This window comes from Lysinibacillus sp. FSL K6-4013, from assembly GCF_038630435.1.
GTDB classification, from domain to species: Bacteria; Bacillota; Bacilli; order Bacillales_A; family Planococcaceae; genus Lysinibacillus; species Lysinibacillus boronitolerans.
Window position 1 is genome coordinate 4,187,869 of sequence record NZ_CP152031.1, and the last position, 18,943, is coordinate 4,206,811.

Annotated in this window: 16 protein-coding genes and 1 pseudogene; 8 read left to right on the forward strand and 9 right to left on the reverse strand. The window is 37.7% G+C overall.

The annotated features are described in order from the left end of the window. The first annotated feature begins 27 nt into the window (after positions 1–27). Positions 28–1,709: pseudogene (locus MHB39_RS20755) on the forward strand (IS1182 family transposase). Between the two features lie 155 nt (positions 1,710–1,864). Here MHB39_RS20755 and MHB39_RS20760 read toward each other — a convergent pair. The 5 genes from MHB39_RS20760 to MHB39_RS20780 all read right to left on the reverse strand — a co-directional run bounded on the left by MHB39_RS20760 (position 1,865) and on the right by MHB39_RS20780 (position 8,420). Continuing rightward, positions 1,865–3,088, reverse strand: coding sequence for an IS110 family transposase (locus MHB39_RS20760; RefSeq protein ID WP_258860335.1), 1,224 nt, complete (start codon positions 3,086–3,088; stop codon positions 1,865–1,867). A 247-nt stretch (positions 3,089–3,335) separates the two neighbouring features. Continuing rightward, positions 3,336–5,705, reverse strand: a complete 2,370-nt coding sequence (locus MHB39_RS20765) for a penicillin acylase family protein (RefSeq protein WP_342545201.1) — start codon at positions 5,703–5,705, stop codon at positions 3,336–3,338. A 468-nt stretch (positions 5,706–6,173) separates the two neighbouring features. After that, complete coding sequence (locus MHB39_RS20770) at positions 6,174–6,929, reverse strand: exodeoxyribonuclease III (protein ID WP_016992720.1); 756 nt, start codon at positions 6,927–6,929, stop codon at positions 6,174–6,176. A 52-nt stretch (positions 6,930–6,981) separates the two neighbouring features. Continuing rightward, positions 6,982–7,896 (reverse strand): UDP-N-acetylmuramate dehydrogenase, encoded by a 915-nt coding sequence (gene murB, locus MHB39_RS20775; protein ID WP_016992721.1) that lies wholly within the window; start codon positions 7,894–7,896, stop codon positions 6,982–6,984. A 218-nt stretch (positions 7,897–8,114) separates the two neighbouring features. Further along, the gene (locus MHB39_RS20780; protein WP_004231981.1) at positions 8,115–8,420 is read right to left on the reverse strand and encodes a helix-turn-helix domain-containing protein; all 306 of its coding nucleotides are present in this window, start codon (positions 8,418–8,420) and stop codon (positions 8,115–8,117) included. Positions 8,421–8,757: 337 nt separating this feature from the next. Here MHB39_RS20780 and MHB39_RS20785 point away from each other — a divergent pair, with 337 nt between their 5' ends. The 4 genes from MHB39_RS20785 to MHB39_RS20800 all read left to right on the forward strand — a co-directional run bounded on the left by MHB39_RS20785 (position 8,758) and on the right by MHB39_RS20800 (position 11,117). Next, positions 8,758–9,285, forward strand: coding sequence for a YceI family protein (locus MHB39_RS20785; RefSeq protein WP_258860761.1), 528 nt, complete (start codon positions 8,758–8,760; stop codon positions 9,283–9,285). 36 nt (positions 9,286–9,321) lie between these two features. Next, a complete protein-coding gene (locus MHB39_RS20790) occupies positions 9,322–9,687 on the forward strand; it encodes a DUF2500 domain-containing protein (protein ID WP_036079415.1) in 366 nt (121 codons plus the stop codon). A gap of 99 nt (positions 9,688–9,786) precedes the next feature. Then, positions 9,787–10,212 (forward strand): HTH domain-containing protein, encoded by a 426-nt coding sequence (locus tag MHB39_RS20795; protein ID WP_058844812.1) that lies wholly within the window; start codon positions 9,787–9,789, stop codon positions 10,210–10,212. Further along, complete coding sequence (locus MHB39_RS20800; RefSeq protein WP_231745103.1) at positions 10,155–11,117, forward strand: IS3 family transposase; 963 nt, start codon at positions 10,155–10,157, stop codon at positions 11,115–11,117. Before MHB39_RS20795 ends, MHB39_RS20800 begins: the two co-directional genes overlap by 58 nt. Positions 11,118–11,183: 66 nt before the next feature. Here the strand turns inward: MHB39_RS20800 and MHB39_RS20805 are convergent, their stop codons facing one another. From MHB39_RS20805 to MHB39_RS20815, 3 genes are all read right to left on the reverse strand, one after another. Then, a complete protein-coding gene (locus tag MHB39_RS20805) occupies positions 11,184–13,544 on the reverse strand; it encodes a bifunctional 2',3'-cyclic-nucleotide 2'-phosphodiesterase/3'-nucleotidase (RefSeq protein ID WP_342545207.1) in 2,361 nt (786 codons plus the stop codon). 302 nt (positions 13,545–13,846) lie between these two features. Then, positions 13,847–14,473 carry an FMN-dependent NADH-azoreductase gene (locus MHB39_RS20810; RefSeq protein ID WP_016992725.1) on the reverse strand — a complete coding sequence of 209 codons (627 nt, stop codon included), beginning with the start codon at positions 14,471–14,473 and terminating at the stop codon, positions 13,847–13,849. Between the two features lie 178 nt (positions 14,474–14,651). Further along, on the reverse strand, positions 14,652–15,359 hold the full coding sequence (locus MHB39_RS20815) for a DsbA family oxidoreductase (RefSeq protein WP_016992726.1): 708 nt from the start codon (positions 15,357–15,359) through the stop codon (positions 14,652–14,654). Positions 15,360–15,484: 125 nt separating this feature from the next. Between MHB39_RS20815 and MHB39_RS20820 the strand changes: the two genes are divergently transcribed. The 3 genes from MHB39_RS20820 (at position 15,485) to MHB39_RS20830 (ending at position 18,370) form a co-directional block, all read left to right on the forward strand. Beyond that, positions 15,485–16,864, forward strand: a complete 1,380-nt coding sequence (locus MHB39_RS20820; RefSeq protein ID WP_016992727.1) for an FAD-dependent oxidoreductase — start codon at positions 15,485–15,487, stop codon at positions 16,862–16,864. Between the two features lie 142 nt (positions 16,865–17,006). Next, the gene (locus MHB39_RS20825; RefSeq protein WP_333007006.1) at positions 17,007–17,435 is read left to right on the forward strand and encodes a hypothetical protein; all 429 of its coding nucleotides are present in this window, start codon (positions 17,007–17,009) and stop codon (positions 17,433–17,435) included. Beyond that, positions 17,375–18,370, forward strand: a complete 996-nt coding sequence (locus tag MHB39_RS20830; RefSeq protein ID WP_342546945.1) for an IS3 family transposase — start codon at positions 17,375–17,377, stop codon at positions 18,368–18,370. The genes MHB39_RS20825 and MHB39_RS20830 overlap by 61 nt, the downstream gene beginning before the upstream one ends. Positions 18,371–18,421: 51 nt before the next feature. Here the strand turns inward: MHB39_RS20830 and tnpA are convergent, their stop codons facing one another. Beyond that, complete coding sequence (gene tnpA, locus MHB39_RS20835; RefSeq protein ID WP_036129052.1) at positions 18,422–18,895, reverse strand: IS200/IS605 family transposase; 474 nt, start codon at positions 18,893–18,895, stop codon at positions 18,422–18,424. Between the last annotated feature and the right edge of the window lie 48 nt (positions 18,896–18,943).

Below are 18,943 nucleotides of genomic sequence, written 5' to 3' on the forward strand. Positions count from 1 at the left end.
AAAATTTTACAGGAAAGAAGGATCCTTATGTTCAAAAATTATAACATGAATCAATTAGTTTTGCCTCTAGATTTAGAAGTTCCATTACAAGAAAATGATATTGCTTTTGCCATCCATCATTTAGTCGAAAGTATTCCTGAGAGAACCTTCGACTCCTTTCAACGCCAAACAGGTTGCCCATCTTATCACCCACGCATGATGCTTAAAATTATTTTATGTGGCTACACGCAATCGGTTTTCTCTGGCCGTAAAATAGAAGACCTAACCAAAGACAGTATACGGATGATGTGGCTGGCCCAAGGGTATGAACCAAGCTACCGTACGATCAATCGTTTCCGTGTTCATCCCGATATGAAAGAGCTCATTCGCCAGTGTTTTGTGCAGTTCCGTGTCCAGCTTGTCCAAGAAAAAATCATCGATCAAGAGGCCATTTTTATTGATGGTACGAAGATTGAAGCAAATGCCAATAAATTCACGTTCGTTTGGAAGAAAGCAGTGGAAAAACATCATCACAATCTCGTTGAAAAATCGAATCAATTGTATAATGAGCTACTTGAAAAACAAATTATACCAGCATTGCAACGTGAAGATGAGGAGCAGCTTTCTATGGAAGAACTCACGCAAATCGCTGAAAAGTTAGAGGAAGTGGTCGAGGACTATACACAAAAAATCGATAGTACGGATGATGTCGGGATGCGGAAACAGCTGCGTAGTGAACGAAAAACGCCAAAGCAACTGTTAAAACAAGTACATGACTGGCTGATTCGTAAGCAGAGGTACGAAAAAGATTTTGAGATTTTTGACACACGCAACAGCTATTCAAAAACGGACAAAGATGCGACGTTTATGCGAATGAAAGACGATTACATGCAGAATGGACAACTAAAACCAGGCTATAACGTACAAATCGCAACAGAAGGTCAGTATGCGCTTGCCTACAGCATTTTTCCGAACCCAACGGATACACGTACGTTCATTCCATTTCTAAATGAAATCGAGCAGCATTATTTCGAGTTACCGCAATACATTGTCGCAGATGCAGGTTATGGTAGTGAACAAAACTATGAGGAGATCCTTTCGAACAGAAAACGAGAAGCACTGATTCCCTATACCATGTATGAGAAGGAGCAAAAGAAAAAGTACAAACAAAACCAATTTAACACCGATAACTGGCCATATGATAAAGAAACAGACACCTATACATGCCCGAATCAGAAACGTCTCGAATGGAAAAATCAAACTGTACGGAATGATCGGACAGGCTTCCAACATACGTTCAACATCTACGAATGCGAGGACTGTTCAGGATGTCCATTCCGTTCATCATGTACAAAAGCAAAAGAAGGCACCAATCGAAAAATGATGGTGAATGAAAAATGGGAACAACAAAAAGAATATATAAGAACAAAGCTTTCAGAAGAAAAAACGCGTACCATTTATCGTCAACGCAAAATTGACGTGGAGCCAGTTTTTGGATTCTTGAAGGCTAATTTGCGTTTCACTCGATTTTCTGTACGAGGAAAATCGAAGGTAGAAAACGAAATGGGGCTCGCATTACTGGCCGTGAATTTACGAAAATACACGGCCAACAAACAAGAACATATAAAATTAAATAGTAAAAAATGGAGAAAGGAGAATTTGAGCGAACTCAAATTCTCCTTTCTCCTTATTCGAAGCTAGTTCTGTCCCAGCCTCTTTCTTACGATTAGTCAACCTTATCTAGAGAATAATTTCTATTTTTATGAGTGTGAAGTAGTGAAGGATATCTCTCACCACTTCACACTCATTTTTTAGATACGCCAAAAAGACCTGACGATTTTTATTTTTTTCGAAAGGTCATTATGATATAGTTCTATATAGGTGATTACGATTTCTGAGCTGGTAGTGCGGACTCATAATCGTAAAGAATGCCACGCGTCAGTAACTGAAATGTCACTTTCAGAAACTTGTTGATGCAGGCGATGATCGCAACCTTATGAGGCTTCCTCTGAGGTTGCTTTTTTAATTTATAGTAATAGTCCACAAAATGATTTGGTTTTCCTTTTGCCATAAGCATGGCGCATACCATAAAAAATAAAATCTTCCGTAAATGTTTGTTTCCTCGTTTATTAATCCTGTCTCGATATTGCGTATTCCCAGACTGGTACCGCATAATATCAATGCCTGCGTAAGCGTTCAGTTGTTTCGCGTTTTGAAAGCGGCGGATGTCACCAATCTCTCCAATTAATCGGCACGCCGTTGAATCGCCAATCCCAGGAATCGAACGCAATACTAGATATTCTTTTCGTCCTTCTGACAATTCCACCATCTGTTTCACAAGCGTTGCTTTCTTCTCTAGTAAATCCGCAATGCGAGCTGCGTAATCTCGTGCTTGATCACAACGAATATCTGTGGATTTAATCGCTGGGTAACTATTTTCAGCTGCTTCTAATAATGTAATAGCTTTAGCCTCCGCACGCATTAGCGATAGGTTTTTTCGCGTATTGACCTTTAAACGATTTTTAATAATCGTTTTTGAATGGGCCTGTAAAAGTGCGGGGTGCGGATATAGTTGTACAATATTTAAAAATAGTGCTGAATTCGGTGTAATCAACTTTTCTAATTCTGGAAAACTCAGCTGTAAAATGGCATGCATTCTACTTTTGAGTAAAATGATTTCTTCGTCAATTTCATCGTAATAACGAGTCAATGCACGCATCTGTTCATAATAATCGTCTTGTATGTACGTTATTTCGCGTTCCATTTTGAAATGTGTTCTTGCGAGTTCATGGGCATCACTGATATCGGTTTTATTGCGACGCATCGTTGCCATCTGTAAATTCGCTTCAAGTGGATTCATGCGACAGTATGCATAGCCGTAATCTTTGAAAAAAGCTTCGACAGGTTTTGAATAGATGCCTGTTGCTTCAAATACGATATCTGGCGCTTGTCCATCTTGCTTTGTCATCTCTTCCATTCGTTCGTGTAACCTCTCAAAATCATCCCGTGTATGATGTAGCACACCTTCAAACTCGCATTGGCGATGACTATTATAAATCGTAACGGTACTTTTTCCTTTACTGACATCTAACGCAATGACATGTTTCATCTCATTCTTCTCCTTTTGACCAATCATAGAAGCCTTCACAGTACCTTATCGATTCCACTTTCTTATACACGATCTCTTAGGACCCAACATACTAAGCTGATTCATATAAGGGCATGAAGGTAGCCGGTTTTATATACGGACTCACAAATGGTCCCAGAGGCTGGTCGGCTTTTCTTCACTTCTACTATAAAAAAATAGTAGCACAAACCATGGCCTTGGTTTGTACTACTAATGTTAGTATGTTTTATTACTTCGCTTTTAATTGTAATGTTTTCCCTCTTATCTCTTCCTGTTTGATAAATGTTTGATGGTATTTACCATTAGCCCAATCAAGTACCTGATCTTGATACCAATCAGATTTTACATGCCCACTTTGACCAGGACCAACAATATGATAGGCTGAGCTTAAATCACCTACATCCACCACAAAACGCCAAGATGCGCCGTGATCTACATTACCAGCTAAATCATTATCTGCTGCTTGTACGGTAACTTTCGAGCCACCAATAGGAACCCTTTTAGCATTAAAATAGGCTGCAAGAATAGGTGATGCACTTCCTAATGTATGATCAAAAGTAAGTTGATGGTAATCACCCCATTGCCATTTAGAAGCATTCTTGCCGAATTGATCTTCTAATTGTGCAATTGTTCGCTCAAATGCCTTGTATACTGTTTCATCAATACCACCCTGCTCCTCAATCCAAATACTTTTCTCTCCTGCATAGGCTGTACGTAAAAGCTGGTCTGTAATATTAAACTTCCCATACATAATGCCATACATATCTTCAGGCATTTGATCTTTAAACAAAACTTCCTGTAACTTAATCATTAAAGTATGAAATACAAGTGGTGCACCTGATTCCTTTGCGTCCACCATATCCCAATTCTCTAGCATGGCAATAATCTCGTCGTACTTCCCATCCTGATCTTTCTCTTTTAGCGATGTTAATAAATCAGGCAAAAATTCTCTGGCATAGAGATTATGCTGATCCATTTGCAAAGCCATCATATCTTCTACTGTAATAGCATCATTTGCCTCTAACACTTCTTTAATTCTCTCGAAACGATAAGGTTGCGCCCAGAAATCAGTTATATGATAAGGGTAGTCCTCCCCTATTACTTGGTTATTTGCTGTTGCAATAAAACCTTCTTTCGGATTTACTAAAGTCGGTAATTCATCCCAAGGAATAAAGCCTTCCCAGCCATAATCACTCGAATCGCCTGGAACTGGTAATTGACCTTCACCTTGCTTACGAATAGGTATTTGACCATTAGCTTTATAGGCAATCGTACCGTCCTGTGATGCAAAAACAAAATTTTGAGCTGGCGCTTTAAAATCTTCTAATGCTTTTTCGAAATCATCCCAAGTTTTCGCCTTATTAAAACCAAGCACTGCCCTCAGTTCAGCTGTCGGTTGTAGTGCCGTCCACTGCATCGAAAATTGTGCAGTTGGCTCTGTATCTTTGAAAGCTAAATCTGTCATTATAGGGCCATGACGTGTAACAATGACCTCAAAATCTACAGTTTCTCCGTCTTTTACCTTAATCGACTCATCGCGTACCTCTGCTTGCTCCCACTTTCCATCGTATCGGAATTGTGTTGGATTATCTGGATTTGGTATTTCAATATATAAATCCTGTACATCTGGACCCACATTAGTCACACCCCAAGCAATATCGTCATTATGACCTAAAATAATACCTGGAATCCCTGCAAAGATAACGCCACTAACGTTTTGTTGTGGGGATTGTAGATGCATTTGATACCATATGGAAGGGGTGCTTAACCCTAAGTGTGGATCATCTGCTAAAATAGGCATTCCTGATTTTGTTTTATCCCCAGAAACTACCCAGTTATTACTTCCATTAAATTCGTTTGGTAGCATTTCCGCACTGAATTGCCCAGCCACTGCTACAGGATTTTGGATATTGGCCTCGATAATAGACGAAGCGTTTTCTGGATATTTAATAAATAATTCTTTAGCCTTTTCTTCATCAAAATTCTGTAATGCCCAATGACGAAAAGCTAATGTATTCCAATTCCCTCCCAAATCATAGGCCATGTATTTACCAATTGTTAAGGAATCAACAACTGTCCACTCCTCTGGCTCATAGCCTAACAAAGCGAATTCATAGCTTAGTGTATTGCTTTCCTTTGCCTGTGCAATAAAAGCATTTACTCCTTCAGCATACCATTCAAGTACTTGTTTGCTTTCGTCATCATAGGCAGCTAATGATTTCTCTGCAGCATCTCGCAAGCTAAATGTGCGGAAATGTTTGTCGGTATTAATCGTCGCTTCTCCAATAATTTCAGATAATCGACCACTTGCCTGCCTCCGTGCTAAGTCCATTTGAAATAGTCTATCCTGTGCTTGAACATAACCTTGCGCACGATACAAATCAGCATCTGTTTTGGCAAAAATATGCGGAACCCCTTTTTCATCTCTCGTTACGGTCACATCCTGATCCAGAATAGTAACAGCTAACTCACCATCAATCACTGGCTTAGATTTATTCATAAAAAATGTAAATCCAATAAAGGCCACTAGAGCCAAAGCAGCTATTGTCCCAGCTATGACAATGAGCCACTTTTTCCAATTAAACTTTCTCTTCCCCACTGAATAACCCCCTTTTTGCACTATATTCCCGTACTCCCTTCCCAAACCCGCTTTGAAACGCAAATTTTTTAGCGAAATTTACTATTTTATGTATATAAAATTGTCTCTAAATACAAAATTTTATATTTATTCGCTATTAGAATAGTATAAACAATAGGAATTATGAAGGCTACTGAGTAATGTTAAAAATTTGTATGTTCATAGAGTGATTGGAGCGACTCTTCCTCATTTGGGAGCGGTTTCTCTCCTTTGTTGAGCGCCTTTCTCTTTCTTTGGAGCAGCTGCCCACTCTCGCTTTACTTTCTAGCAATTTTTCACGTAAAATGAGCTCTTAGACATCTATTCAATAGGGATTCCTCTCACATGGAGCTACCCATCCTGGCGTTGCAAAAACTCTTATTTTCAATAGTGCCGCTCTTATTAAAATACAAAAAATCGTATTTCCATATAGAAAATACGATTTCAGTATTAGCATTGTAATTGCAATTCAATTGGACAATGATCACTGCCCATAATGTGTGGGTGAATTGTAGCGCATTCAATTTGATCTTTCAATTGATTTGATACGACAAAATAATCAATACGCCAACCAATATTACGTTCACGCACTTTATTCATATAGGACCACCATGTGTAGTGGTCGGTTTCCTCGGGATGCTTGTATCTAAAAGAATCTACAAAACCGCTTTCCAATAACGCTGTGAATTTTGCCCTCTCTTCATATGTAAAACCCGAATTTCCAATATTAGATTTTGCATTTTTCAAGTCAATTTCCGTATGTGCAACATTTAGATCACCACAATAAACCACAGGCTTCTGGCTATTTAGTTCTTGTAAATAGCTAGCTAAGCGATCCTCCCATTGTAAACGTAGTGGTAATCTCGCTAAATCGCGCTGTGCATTTGGTGTATAAACATTTACTAAATAGAAATTCTCATATTCTAAGGTTATGATTCTGCCTTCATCCTGAGAATCATCCTCGCCCACTCCATACTTAACAGATAATGGTGTGTGCTTCGTGAAGATTGCTGTTCCAGAATACCCTTTTTTCTGGGCGTAATTCCAATACTGCTCATAACCTTCGATAGAGAGCTCTACTTGTCCAGCTTGACATTTTGTTTCTTGGATACAAAAGAAATCAGCATCTATTTGATGAAAGAACTCTAAAAAACCTTTACCTAGACATGCTCGTATTCCATTGACATTCCATGATATAAATTTCATTTTATCCACACTCCTAAAAAAATGCCCTTCGGCTTATACGAAGGGCATCCTATTATAGATCGTCACCAACAATTTTGACTTCCGTCTCTAGTTCAACGCCAAATTTTTCTTTCACTACACGTTGAACCATTTGGATTGTTTCAATATAGTCTGAAGCAGTAGCATTTCCTTTGTTGACAATAAACCCTGCATGCTTGGTAGAGACTTCCGCATCACCAACACCTTTACCTTGTAGGCCACTATCTTGAATAAGTTTTCCAGCAAAATGACCAGGTGGGCGTTTAAATACACTCCCAGCAGATGGATATTCTAATGGCTGTTTTGATTCACGTTGGAAGGTTAAATCAGCAATCTTCGCATTAATTTCCTCCTGTATGCCTACTCTTAATAGAAATTCAGAGGACAATACATAATAACCTTTTTTGGCAATAATGCTTTGACGGTATCCTAGCTCAAGCTCTTCTTTACCTAATATTAAAATGTCGCCTTCTTTTGTTAACACCTTTGAAGAAACAATAATATCTTTAATCTCACCGCCATAAGCACCTGCGTTCATAGCCATTGCTCCGCCAATTGATCCAGGAATACCACATGCAAATTCAAAACCTGTTAAGGAGGCTTGTGCTGATAACTTTGATACCTCTTTAATCAGTGCACCGCTTTGTGCATAAACATGCTCACCATTAATACGAATCTCATCTAAGCGTGAAAATGTTACAACGATTCCTCTATGACCGCCATCTCGAACAACCATATTAGAGCCGTTACCTAACATCAATAAAGGAATATTATTTATATATGCATAGCGAATAACGGATGCTGCCTCTTCTTCTGTTTCAGGAAGAACAAAAACATCTGCTTTGCCACCTAATTTTGTCATTGTGTATTGCTGTAATGATTCATCTAACTTAATATTGGCAGGATTAATACTTTTTGCTAAATCCGTCGCCCATTGTTCTTTTGTCATGAGAGCTAATTCCTTTCTAACGTCCTTCTTACTCTACACCAGTATGGATTTAGAACCCCAATTTGACAAGTAAAATGAAGGGTATTTTTATCTCATATTTTAAGACAGGTCAGACCTGTGCAGAGATGATGAATATTATAAAGAAAATTGACAGTCATTCCAAGTGTTGTTTTTAGCACATTATTTCATTTATTATCTACTGAAATAATCTATTCAGCTCAGAGCCAACTACTTGCCCATGTTTCAATATTGCGGATAGCACCTTCAAGCGCCTGACCCTTATCTGTTAATGAATACTCAACACGTACTGGTACTTCTGAATATACTTTACGTTCAACAAGCCCCTCTTTTTCAAGCTCCTTTAAACGTTCTGATAATAAACGTCCACTAACAGGTAGTGCAGATTCGATTTCATTAAAGCGCTGTGGTCCATCTAGTAATTGATATAATATTAACCCCGTCCATCGTTTTCCGATTAAATCCATTGCTTTAGCTAAACGAGGACACAAAGTTGTCTCATTCATAATTTTTCACCTCTATGTAACTATTGTAACGATTATTGCAGTAAATGTAAATTTGAAGTAACTTATTTACGTAAAATAATCTATTAACTTTTATATATTTAATTACAAATAGTAACTTTAAATTTCAATGATCATAATGTCTGAGACTAAACGCTATCCTAATAAAATGCACGTATTTCCAATAATATGCCTATTCGATTTTAAATATGTTTTGTTTCCTGTTCACAGATTACACTTTTATAGAGGGAAATACTTCCACATTTATTAAAAACTCATTGAATATGCGATTTATTTACTTTATCATTCGTTGTAGAATGCTGTTTTAGGAGGTTTTCAAATGAAAAAATATGCTATTGATTTCAGTCATTCAACGATCGGCTTTTCTGTAAAACATATGATGATTTCTCGTATTCATGGTACGTTTGAATCGTACAGCGGTGAAATAGTTTCATCCAATATCGAGCAAATGCAGGATGCAAACATTTCTATTACCATTACAGTGGCTAGTGTATCAACTAAGAATCATGATCGTGATGTCCACCTTGTGTCTCCTGACTTTTTTGATGCAGACGTCTATCCAAAAATCGTATTTACCTCTACATATATTGATAACCTTGATGATAAAACTTTTGCTATTCACGGTGATTTAACCATCAAAAACATAACAAAACCTATCGTATTTACAACAGTATATACAGGAAAAGGTGTAAATCCATGGGCACAAGAAGTTTTTGGCTTCCAAGCTAAAGCCCAAATTGATCGCCGTGATTTTAATTTAGTCTATAATACGTTTTTGGAAACAGGTGGTGTATTGATTAGCGATGAAATTGACGTGATAGTAGATCTTGAATTAAATCCTCTTTAAGTATTATTTCTACTTCAAAGAAAGGGAGGAATCTATTTGTTTTGGTTTGATGATCAATTTTTATTTGGCTCTGCTTTTATTACCATCATCTTCTTTATTGTTTTTGGGAGCATAGCCTTTATGATTGTAAACGGTATTATCACTTGGTCTAAAAACAACCGTTCACCAATATTAACGGTACCCGCTAAGGTTGTGACAAAGCGTACGAATATACGTGGGGGATCTAACAATACTGGGGCATCTACGTCCTACTACGTTACGTTTGAAGAGCAAAACGGAGAACGGCATGAACTAAAGATGAATGGCTACGATTATGGTCTGCTTGTAGAAGGTGATCTTGGCATTTTAACCTATCAAGGTACACGGTATCATTCATTCAACAGACATAAAAAAGGAGAGTAGCGATTTAAAATGTACCCTATAAGATAGACACTTTCAAAAAGGTCATCTTATAGGGTATTTTTATTTATAATGAAGAAAAAACGAGCGGTGGTAGATTGTATGACTAAAAAATTTTTTTCGGAACAACAACAGGCACAATTAAAATTAAATCCATACGTCAAAACAGTAAGCGCGAAAGCCATTACTTATACAGATGAATTTAAAGAATTTTTTATTGATGAATACGATAAAGGAAAATATCCAAGTGAAATCTTTTTTGAGGCGGGTTTTGACATTGAAGCCCTTGGTCCAGCTCGTATTCGGAGAGCTTCGAATCGTTGGCGTACAGCTTATAAAGAGCATGGGCTTACAGGCTTAGAAGATGCCAGAAAACATGCTTCAGGTCGCCCTTTAGAACGCGAATTAAGTATAGAAGAAAAATACGCCCGCTTAGAGGCGAAGATGAAATTGTTAGAAGCAGAAAACGAATTTTTAAAAAAGCTAGATCAACTCGAAAGGCAGCTGATAAGGAAGCAATCAAAATAAGTACTACACAAAAATTTGAGTTAATCCATCAAATTATTGAAAAATATCAATTAAAACGGATGGTACGATATCTTTGTGAAATGGCAAAGGTTTCACGCTCAGGCTACTATCGCTATTTTAGAGAAGAAGCTGTCTTAACTCGTCAAAAACAGAATGAAGAAGATGAAGTGGTGAAAGAAGTCATTTTAAAGGCCTTTCATTTCCGAGGACGAAAGAAAGGCGCACGTCAAATAAAAATGACACTAGAAAACCAATATGAAATTACGTACAACCTTAAGCGTATCCGTCGCATTATGAAAAAGTTTAATATTATCTGTCCCATTCGAAAAGCCAATCCAGCGCGTCGTATGGCAAAAGCAACGAAGGAACACCGTATATGCCCTAACAATTTACAGCGCAACTTCAAGCAAGGTGTGGCAGGAAAAGTATTACTAACCGACATCACATATTTAACATATGGAGGCGGTAAACGTGCTTATTTATCAACGATAAAAGACGCCGAAACAAATGAAATTTTAGCGTATGAAGTATCCTCTACATTGGGTATAGAAATTGCGCTCAATACGTTACATAAATTAAAGAAACATCGGCATTTAAGGGAGGATGCCTTTATCCATTCGGATCAAGGTTTCCACTATACGAATCCAAAATTCCGAGCCTTAGTGAAGAAAATTGGCTTAGGACAGTCCATGTCACGTCGAGGAAACTGTTGGGATAATGCGCCACAAGAATCGTTCTTTGGGCATTTTAAAGATGAAACAACTATTAGAGCATGTGAAACGTTAGAAGAAGTAAAGAAAGAAATTAAGAGTTATATGATTTACTACAATCATTATCGAGGGCAATGGAATTTAAAAAAGCTGCCGCCTGCAAAATACAGACAGCAGCTTCAAGAAGTTGCCTAACCTTTTTCAAAATGTCCTTTACAAAGGGTACATTTTAATTATCGTTACTCTCCTTTTCCTATTCTTTTATTTAATTAAATATTTAGCAAATCCAGCTTCTGTATCTTCTAAATATTCAATACCACTACCTGCTGGAATGAACTTTTGTGCATCTTTTGCAGATAGGTAGATAACCTTTGTATTGGCTGGGAACGGTACAAATGACCAGTTATTATCCGCAGCTGGGTTAATTGTTTTATTTGCCATAATATAATCTACAACAGCTTGGCGATTTTCATATGCATAGTTTGTTATGTTAGAGCCGTCAGCATTTTTAAATGTCGTCCCATATGATCCACCAACACGGTAATTGTTTGTGATGATGATGAATTCTTGTTTTAAATCGATTGGTTTACCATTATATTGTACATTCTTAATACGATTTGCCTTTTCATCAGTAAGATTACCGCGGCGGTCATATTTTGCTGGCGATGTGACATCAATTTGATATGTTAAGCCATCTAACACATCAAAGTTATAAGAACGTGCTTCTGCATCGATAATATTTTGCTCTTCTGATTTAGTTGGATCAATTGTTGCAAAAATACCAGCAGCCATCTCTAACCACTCGATTGCTTGTGCGCCTGTCACTTTAATCGTAGCAACAGTATTGTCATAATGATAAATGTCGGCCATATTTTTAATAGCAAGTGGCCCTACAGGAATATTTGTATAATCTAATGGATTATTACGAGAGCCTGCTTTGAAAGGTGCTCCAGCTGAAAGAATTGGTGTCTTTTCATCAGCCGTACCCTTTAGCTCTTGTTCGATAAACCATTTTTGAGCTTGCGTGACAATTTGAATGGATGGATCATCTTGCACCATTGAAAAATAACTATGGATTGGTGCAGTTGTTTCTCCAACAGGCTGACGGATATATGATAATGTGCCATCATGTGCCTCTTTAATAGCCTCTAAAACCGTTGTGGATGGTTGTAAACCTTCTTGCTTGATCGATTGCAATGAACCTTTACCATCTACCACTACCCACTCTGATCCTTGTTGTTCTAGTTTTAAATCAATTACACCAAGATGACTACCATAGCTACCTGCCATAACAGTAGGAACACCGTGAATTGTACCCTTCTCTTGGTCAACATCTTTCAAATCCTTATAGTCACCAGGGAATGTTAAATGAGAGTGCCCTGTAATTAAAGCATCAATACCATCAATTTCTGCTAATTGGTAACCAACATTTTCAGCACCCTTCACATAAGTATCTTCACCGATGCCTGAATGTGACAGAACGACAATCACGTCTGCTCCAGCCTTTTGCATTTCTGGTACTACCTCTTTCACAGCTTCTACTGGCTCTTGCATTTCCACTTTACCTGCTAAATGAATGGCATCCCATTCAACAATTTTCGTTGGAACAATCCCTGTTACACCAACTTTAAGTGTATGCTTTTTGCCTGAACTATCTACCACTTCTTTATCAAGAATGACATAAGGTGTAAACATACGCTCTTTTGTTTTTGCATCATAAGTATTAGCATTTACGACTGGATACTTTGCATCGTTTAATACTTCATCTAAAAAGTCTAGACCATAGTTAAATTCATGATTCCCTAAAGTTCCACCATCGTATTTTAATGCATTAAGTGCAGCAATAGCTGGATGAACTTCACCTGGCTTTAATACGCTTTCTAATGCTTTATATGAGCCAAGTGGTGTCCCTTGAATTAAATCACCATTATCAAAAAGTAATGTGTTTGGATTTTTAGCTCTTGCTTGCTCAATTAATGTCGCTGTATTAGCCAAACCAAGCTCTGATGATGGAGCATCTAAATAGTAATTGTAGTTAGCTAAATTGGTATGAATATCTGTTGTGCCTAAAATTTGAAGATTTACTGATACGCCAGTTGAAGGTGCTTTGTATTCTGCTACAAAGCGTTCTACAATACTCTCCATCTGTTCCTTTGTCACATAGTCACGAGGGCGAATAGTGTTATCCTCAAATGCTTGTAAAATGTTTGCTGCAACAGCATTTGCTAAATCTTGTTTATATGCCGCTGCAATTTGATCTGCATCCTTAAATTGCTCTAAAACTGTTAGGGAAGCGTTTTCACTAACTAGTCCACGAGCAGAGATAACAAATGCTTGTTGACGTGTTAATTTGTCATCTGGACCAAATGTCGTTGCTGTTTTACCTTTAATTAGTTTTAATTGAACAGCTTTTTCTACATAAGGTGCTAAATCCTTGGAAACATCTTTAAAGGCTAGAGAAGATCCATCGCCTATCTCTACATCTAAGCTTTCTACCAATTCCTTTACATAATCTGCACGTGTTACATCATTGGAAGCAGCATCAGCAGAAACTCCAAATGGTATAAACGCGAAAAGGACTAGTAACATCACTAAGAAATTAGTTATTAATTTCTTATTCATACAACAACCTCCCTGATAATCTATTATTTTCCTACAAATCCTATTATATTAAAACCATATTAATTTTTACTGAATAAATAGTCCTAATTATATGTATTTTTAAAAGAATGGTTAATTACTTTCCCTCAAAATCACAGATTGCTATCATTTTTCATTTTTCTATCTAATAGGATGTTAGTAAATGTAAATTCTAATTAATAAGTTAATGTCAATATGTCCGACCTCCATACCACACCATACATCTGTTCATAAAATAAAAAAGTCCTCTCAAAAATGAGAGAACTTTTATTAAAAAATATTTTTTATGCATTCACAGTTTGTAGTGATTGAGCAACTTTTTTCACTTCTTCTAGGCCATTTGCAATAATTTCTTGAGCTTTATCAGGTGAAGCATTATGACCTTCAATAATTACTTCTTCGATAATTTCCATACCGAATACGCCGCCTACTACGTTTTTAATGTAGTTTACTGACATTTCCATTGGTTGAGCTTCTGGTGCTGAATAGTAGCCACCACGAGCATTTAAAATAATTGCTTTTTTGTCAGTCATTAAGCTAATTAATTGACCGTCTTCTCCATATTTGAACGTGAAGCCTGCTTGATATACATAGTCAATAAATGTTTGTAAAGGTGCTGGAATTGTTAGGTTCCATAACGGGAATGCAAATACAACTAAATCAGCTGCAGTTAATGCATCCATTGCTTTTTGTTTTGCAGCTAATAGACGTGATTCGATGTCCGTTAACTCTCCACCATTTTGTACTTTACCGAAAGCATTGAAAAGGTCTTGTCCAAAATAAGGCATATCTTCTGCAAATACGTCAAAAGTTGTCACATTGGCACCTTGTACATTTTCCATGAAAGTATCATACATTTTTGTTGAAATACCGTCTGGACGGTTGTTAGCTTTTACTACTAAAACGTTCATTATATAAAATCTCCCTTAAATAACAGAATCTAATATCTCGAATTCAAGATATATATTTATCTTAAAAAATTTCATTTAAATTGTCAATGTTACTTGCCTCAGACTTTTGACTGAAATATTATATCTTCCAGCTATCCTAACAAGAGGAGTTTAAAGCTTTACTCCTCTCTCTAGTAAACTAAAATTTACAGTTATCGTCTGTGCATATACCCCCATCACCTGTGCCAGCCATCTTTAGCGTTGGTTGTAAGCCCTCTTCCTCAGCAACTTTACGCAATGTATCCTCAAATACCTCCTGCGGTTGTGCACCTGAAATACCATACTTACGGTTTAGCACAAAGAACGGTACCCCACGAACTCCAAGCTGTAGACCTTCTTGAATATCTGCTTCTACTTCATTTTTATAAACATCATCGGCAAGAACCTTTGCAACTTCTTCACGCTGTAGCCCTACTTTCTCGGCTATCTCTAATAAAACATCGTCTTGGCCGATACGCTTGCCTTCAATAAAATGACTGTGTAAAAGTGACTCCACAAGTGCTGTAACATCTCCCTGTTGTTCAGCCCATTTTACGAGCCGATGTGCTTTTAGCGTATTCTCTTCCATCAAATTGCTAAAATCATAGTTTAAGCCGACTTCTTTCGCACGCTCCGTTACGCCGACAGTCATTTCTTTTGCCTTCTCTAATGACATTCCATATTTCTTTGCCAATGATTCATAGACAGTGCTATGCGAATCTACTGGAGTAGTTGGATCTAGTTGGTAGCTTTTATAGACAAGCTCCACCTGCCCAGCATAGCCAGTATCCTCAATCGCTTTCTCTAATTGTTTTTTACCAATATAACAAAATGGGCATACATAGTCAGACCAAATTTCAATTTTCATTTCTTGTTCACTCCTTTTGCTACATTGTAGCGATAGTTGAAATCACAAGGCAATTTTAATGCCTCACTGCATAAATTTTCAATTTCTTCTACATACTGAATACAAAAACGATGTGAGGTTTCTATATGACACAATCTCTTTGGCTTGCTACAACTGAGTCAGTCTCGTTATCTTCCCTTTCTTCCTCAACAACATGTGATGTATGTATAATCGGTGGTGGCTTAACTGGTTTATATACCGCCTATACTTTAGCAAAAGCAGGTGTGGATGTAGTTCTTCTTGAAGGAAATACCCATTTTGGTCACGGTACGACAGGGCATTCAACAGGAAAACTAACAGCCCAGCATAGCATTGTCTATGCAAATCTTTTAGAAAAACTATCTTTAGAAGAGGCACAGCTTTATTATCAACTTAATCAACAAGCGATTGACAAAGCTAGACAGTTACTCCCACCAGACAGCGTTCGTTCGGTTGATTCACTGTTATACTGTCAAACCAAAGAAGGCTATGCACAATTATTAAAAGAATGGAATGCCTATAAGGTTTTAAATATTAAGTCAAACCTTACCTCTGACACGGAGCTACCATTCCCTATTACAAAAGCGCTAAGCATGTCACAACAAGCACAAATAAATCCTGTTGAAGTAAGTAATTTTCTTGTTAAAGAGGCACAGAAGATGGGAGCAAAACTTTATGCGAATACCCGTGTTCAGCAATTAAACATACCACAAAATAACTTACATACCGAAAAAAATATGTCGGTTCAATATAATAAGCTTATTTTGTGTTCACACTATCCCATTGAAGCTTTTAAAGGACTCAAACTTTTTAAATTATCCAATAGTCGTTCCTATATGGTTGCAAGCAAAACCTCTGAGACCATGCAAGGTCAATATTTATCAGTTGATTTTCCTTCTCGTTCGATACGGACTGCCACGATTAATCAGGAAAATTATTTAGTATTAGGAGGGGCGAATCACATTGCTGGTGAGACTGTTCATACCGAGCCTTATTATGAGGCCATTTCCAATGAAATGAAGGAGCATTTTGAACAACAGCCACTTTATCGCTGGTCAGCCCAGGATATAGAAACACCAGATATTGTCCCTTATGTTGGAAGAATTACAAATTCCTTACCTAACGTACTAATTGCCACTGGCTATCGTAAATGGGGAATCTCCAATTCCTTTGTCGCAGGTGATATCCTATCCTCTCTTTTAACAGGCGCAAAGATCGAGGATGGTGCTATCGCTCTTTATTCACCATCACGTACAAAATTCGGTGCCCAATTCATGCAAATGCTAAAAGTAGGAGGCTTTGTTGCCAAGGAATATATAGCTGGATATATGAAGAATGCCACTGCTCCAACCTGTACTCATTTAGGCTGCAAAACGAAATGGAATGAAGCTGATGAAACATGGGATTGTCCTTGCCATGGTTCCCGTTTTAACGCTAAGGGTGAGGTGCTTGAAGGCCCTGCTGTACAGCCATTAAAACTCGATTAAAAAAAAGAGGCTGTCTAAATAGACTGAACTGAACCCCGAATAGTGGACACTTAAAAAAAGTGGACCTATTCGGGGTTTTTCTATTTTCATCACCGAAAAATCCCGTTATACTGACCATACGATTGAAGAACAGGAGAACATCATGAGTAAAATTATTTTTAATGACCATCAACGTAGACAAATTGAAGAGAATCCAAACGTGGCGTCTGTTTCGGATCGCTCTATTCAATATACAGCGGACTTTAAATTAAAGGCTGTTCAAGAAAATCTAGCTGGAAAAGGTCCTGTCCAAATTTTTCAGGAGGCGGGTTTTGATTTAGAAATGATCGGAATTAAAAAAGCTCAAAGTTCATTGGGGCGTTGGAAGGCTACCTATAAAACACAAGGTGAACAAGGATTTCTAGAAGAGCGTCGAGGGAAAGGCAGCACAGGTCGCCCTCGTGCCGAAAAATTAGCAGCGGACAAAAAATTAGAGAAAGCCGAAGCACGTATTCGACTACTAGAAGCAGAATTAACGCTCCTAAAAAAGCTCGACGAAATGGAAAGGCAGGCGAAGAAGAAACGTTTCTAAAACCTCGAGAAAAATACCAAGCAATCAACGAAACGATTCGTATGTATCAACTCAAAAACATGACACGCTATTTATGTCAAGTAGCGAATGTCAGCCCAAGTGGTTACTATAAATGGCTTCAAAATACGCAAAAGGATGCACTACGTGAAGAATCGGATTATCAAGATTACTTACTATTAAAATCGATTTATGATCAAGCGAAAGGAAAGATTGGCTATCGTGGATTTTATATGGCGTTAGTGGATATATTAGACCAACCAATAAATCACAAAAAGATTCTTCGTCTGATGCGTAAATTCAATTTATACGCTAAAATTCGCCGTGCGAACCCATATCGCCACTTAGAAAAAGCAACAGAGGCACACCGCCGTATTCCGAATCATTTAAACCGTGAGTTCAACCAAGATGAGCCAGGAAAAGTATTCTTAACCGATATTACGTACTTACAATATAGAGGTGGTCAAACGGCCTATTTATCCTGTGTAAAAGATGTCGCGACACGAGAAATCGTTGCCTATGTGTTATCAACAACCCTTAAGATGTCCATTGTTTATGAGACGCTTGAACAATTAAACATTCATTTAGATGGAAACCTCCATCCAGAAGCCATCATTCATTCAGATCAAGGTTTCCATTATACACATCCGGAATTTCAGCAACTTGTGAAAGAAATGGGGCTGAAACAGTCGATGTCACGTCGTGGGAACTGCCTCGATAATGCGCCAATGGAATCGTTCTTTGGGCATTTTAAGGATGAGGTAGATTACAAGGAGGCAGAAAGTTTTGCGGAATTACATACACTTGTCGTAGACTATATGAATCATTACAACCATACAAGAAAGCAATGGACATTAAATCAGAACCACCAGTATAACTGGTGGTTTGCTCTGCGCGTGAAACGCTGGGGTACTGGCCCATGTCTAAAGACATTCTGAATGGTCCGCCAACCGCACTCCGTTTTCACACAAACCGCTAAAGCGGCTTACTTATTTTTTCTTTCTCTTGATTTCTTCTCCTGTGAATGGGTCAATGAATTCTTTCATCGTCATTTGATCTTGCAGGATATCTTCTTGTAATTGATTTTTTATATACTCCTGTATCTTTTTCTTATTTCGGCCGACTGTGTCCACATAGTATCCTCGACACCAGAATTGACGATTACCGTATTTATACTTTAAATTTGCATGTCGGTCGAAAATCATTAGACTACTCTTCCCTTTTAAATAACCCATGAACGCAGATACACTCAATTTCGGTGGAATACTTACCAACATATGAATATGGTCAGGACAGGCTGTTGCCTCTATGATTTCTACATCTTTTCTTTCACATAATTGGCGCAATATTCTTCCAACATCCGCTTTAATTTGACCATAAATAATCTGCCTTCTATACTTTGGCGCAAAGACGATATGATACTTACAATTCCACGTTGTATGTGCTAAACTTTTATTATCCATTTATGGGGGCTCCTTTCGTACGAAGTCGGTTGACTAGACCTGACTTTA

Coding starts and splice junctions, on each gene's coding strand:
- MHB39_RS20760 (WP_258860335.1), bottom strand. CDS start 3,088: ATGAAACATGTCATTGCGTTAGATGTCAGTAAAGGAAAAAGTACCGTT.
- MHB39_RS20770 (WP_016992720.1), bottom strand. CDS start 6,929: ATGAAATTTATATCATGGAATGTCAATGGAATACGAGCATGTCTAGGT.
- murB (WP_016992721.1), bottom strand. CDS start 7,896: ATGACAAAAGAACAATGGGCGACGGATTTAGCAAAAAGTATTAATCCT.
- MHB39_RS20780 (WP_004231981.1), bottom strand. CDS start 8,420: ATGAATGAGACAACTTTGTGTCCTCGTTTAGCTAAAGCAATGGATTTA.
- MHB39_RS20785 (WP_258860761.1), top strand. CDS start 8,758: ATGAAAAAATATGCTATTGATTTCAGTCATTCAACGATCGGCTTTTCT.
- MHB39_RS20795 (WP_058844812.1), top strand. CDS start 9,787: ATGACTAAAAAATTTTTTTCGGAACAACAACAGGCACAATTAAAATTA.
- MHB39_RS20805 (WP_342545207.1), bottom strand. CDS start 13,544: ATGAATAAGAAATTAATAACTAATTTCTTAGTGATGTTACTAGTCCTT.
- MHB39_RS20810 (WP_016992725.1), bottom strand. CDS start 14,473: ATGAACGTTTTAGTAGTAAAAGCTAACAACCGTCCAGACGGTATTTCA.
- MHB39_RS20815 (WP_016992726.1), bottom strand. CDS start 15,359: ATGAAAATTGAAATTTGGTCTGACTATGTATGCCCATTTTGTTATATT.
- MHB39_RS20820 (WP_016992727.1), top strand. CDS start 15,485: ATGACACAATCTCTTTGGCTTGCTACAACTGAGTCAGTCTCGTTATCT.
- MHB39_RS20825 (WP_333007006.1), top strand. CDS start 17,007: ATGAGTAAAATTATTTTTAATGACCATCAACGTAGACAAATTGAAGAG.
- tnpA (WP_036129052.1), bottom strand. CDS start 18,895: ATGGATAATAAAAGTTTAGCACATACAACGTGGAATTGTAAGTATCAT.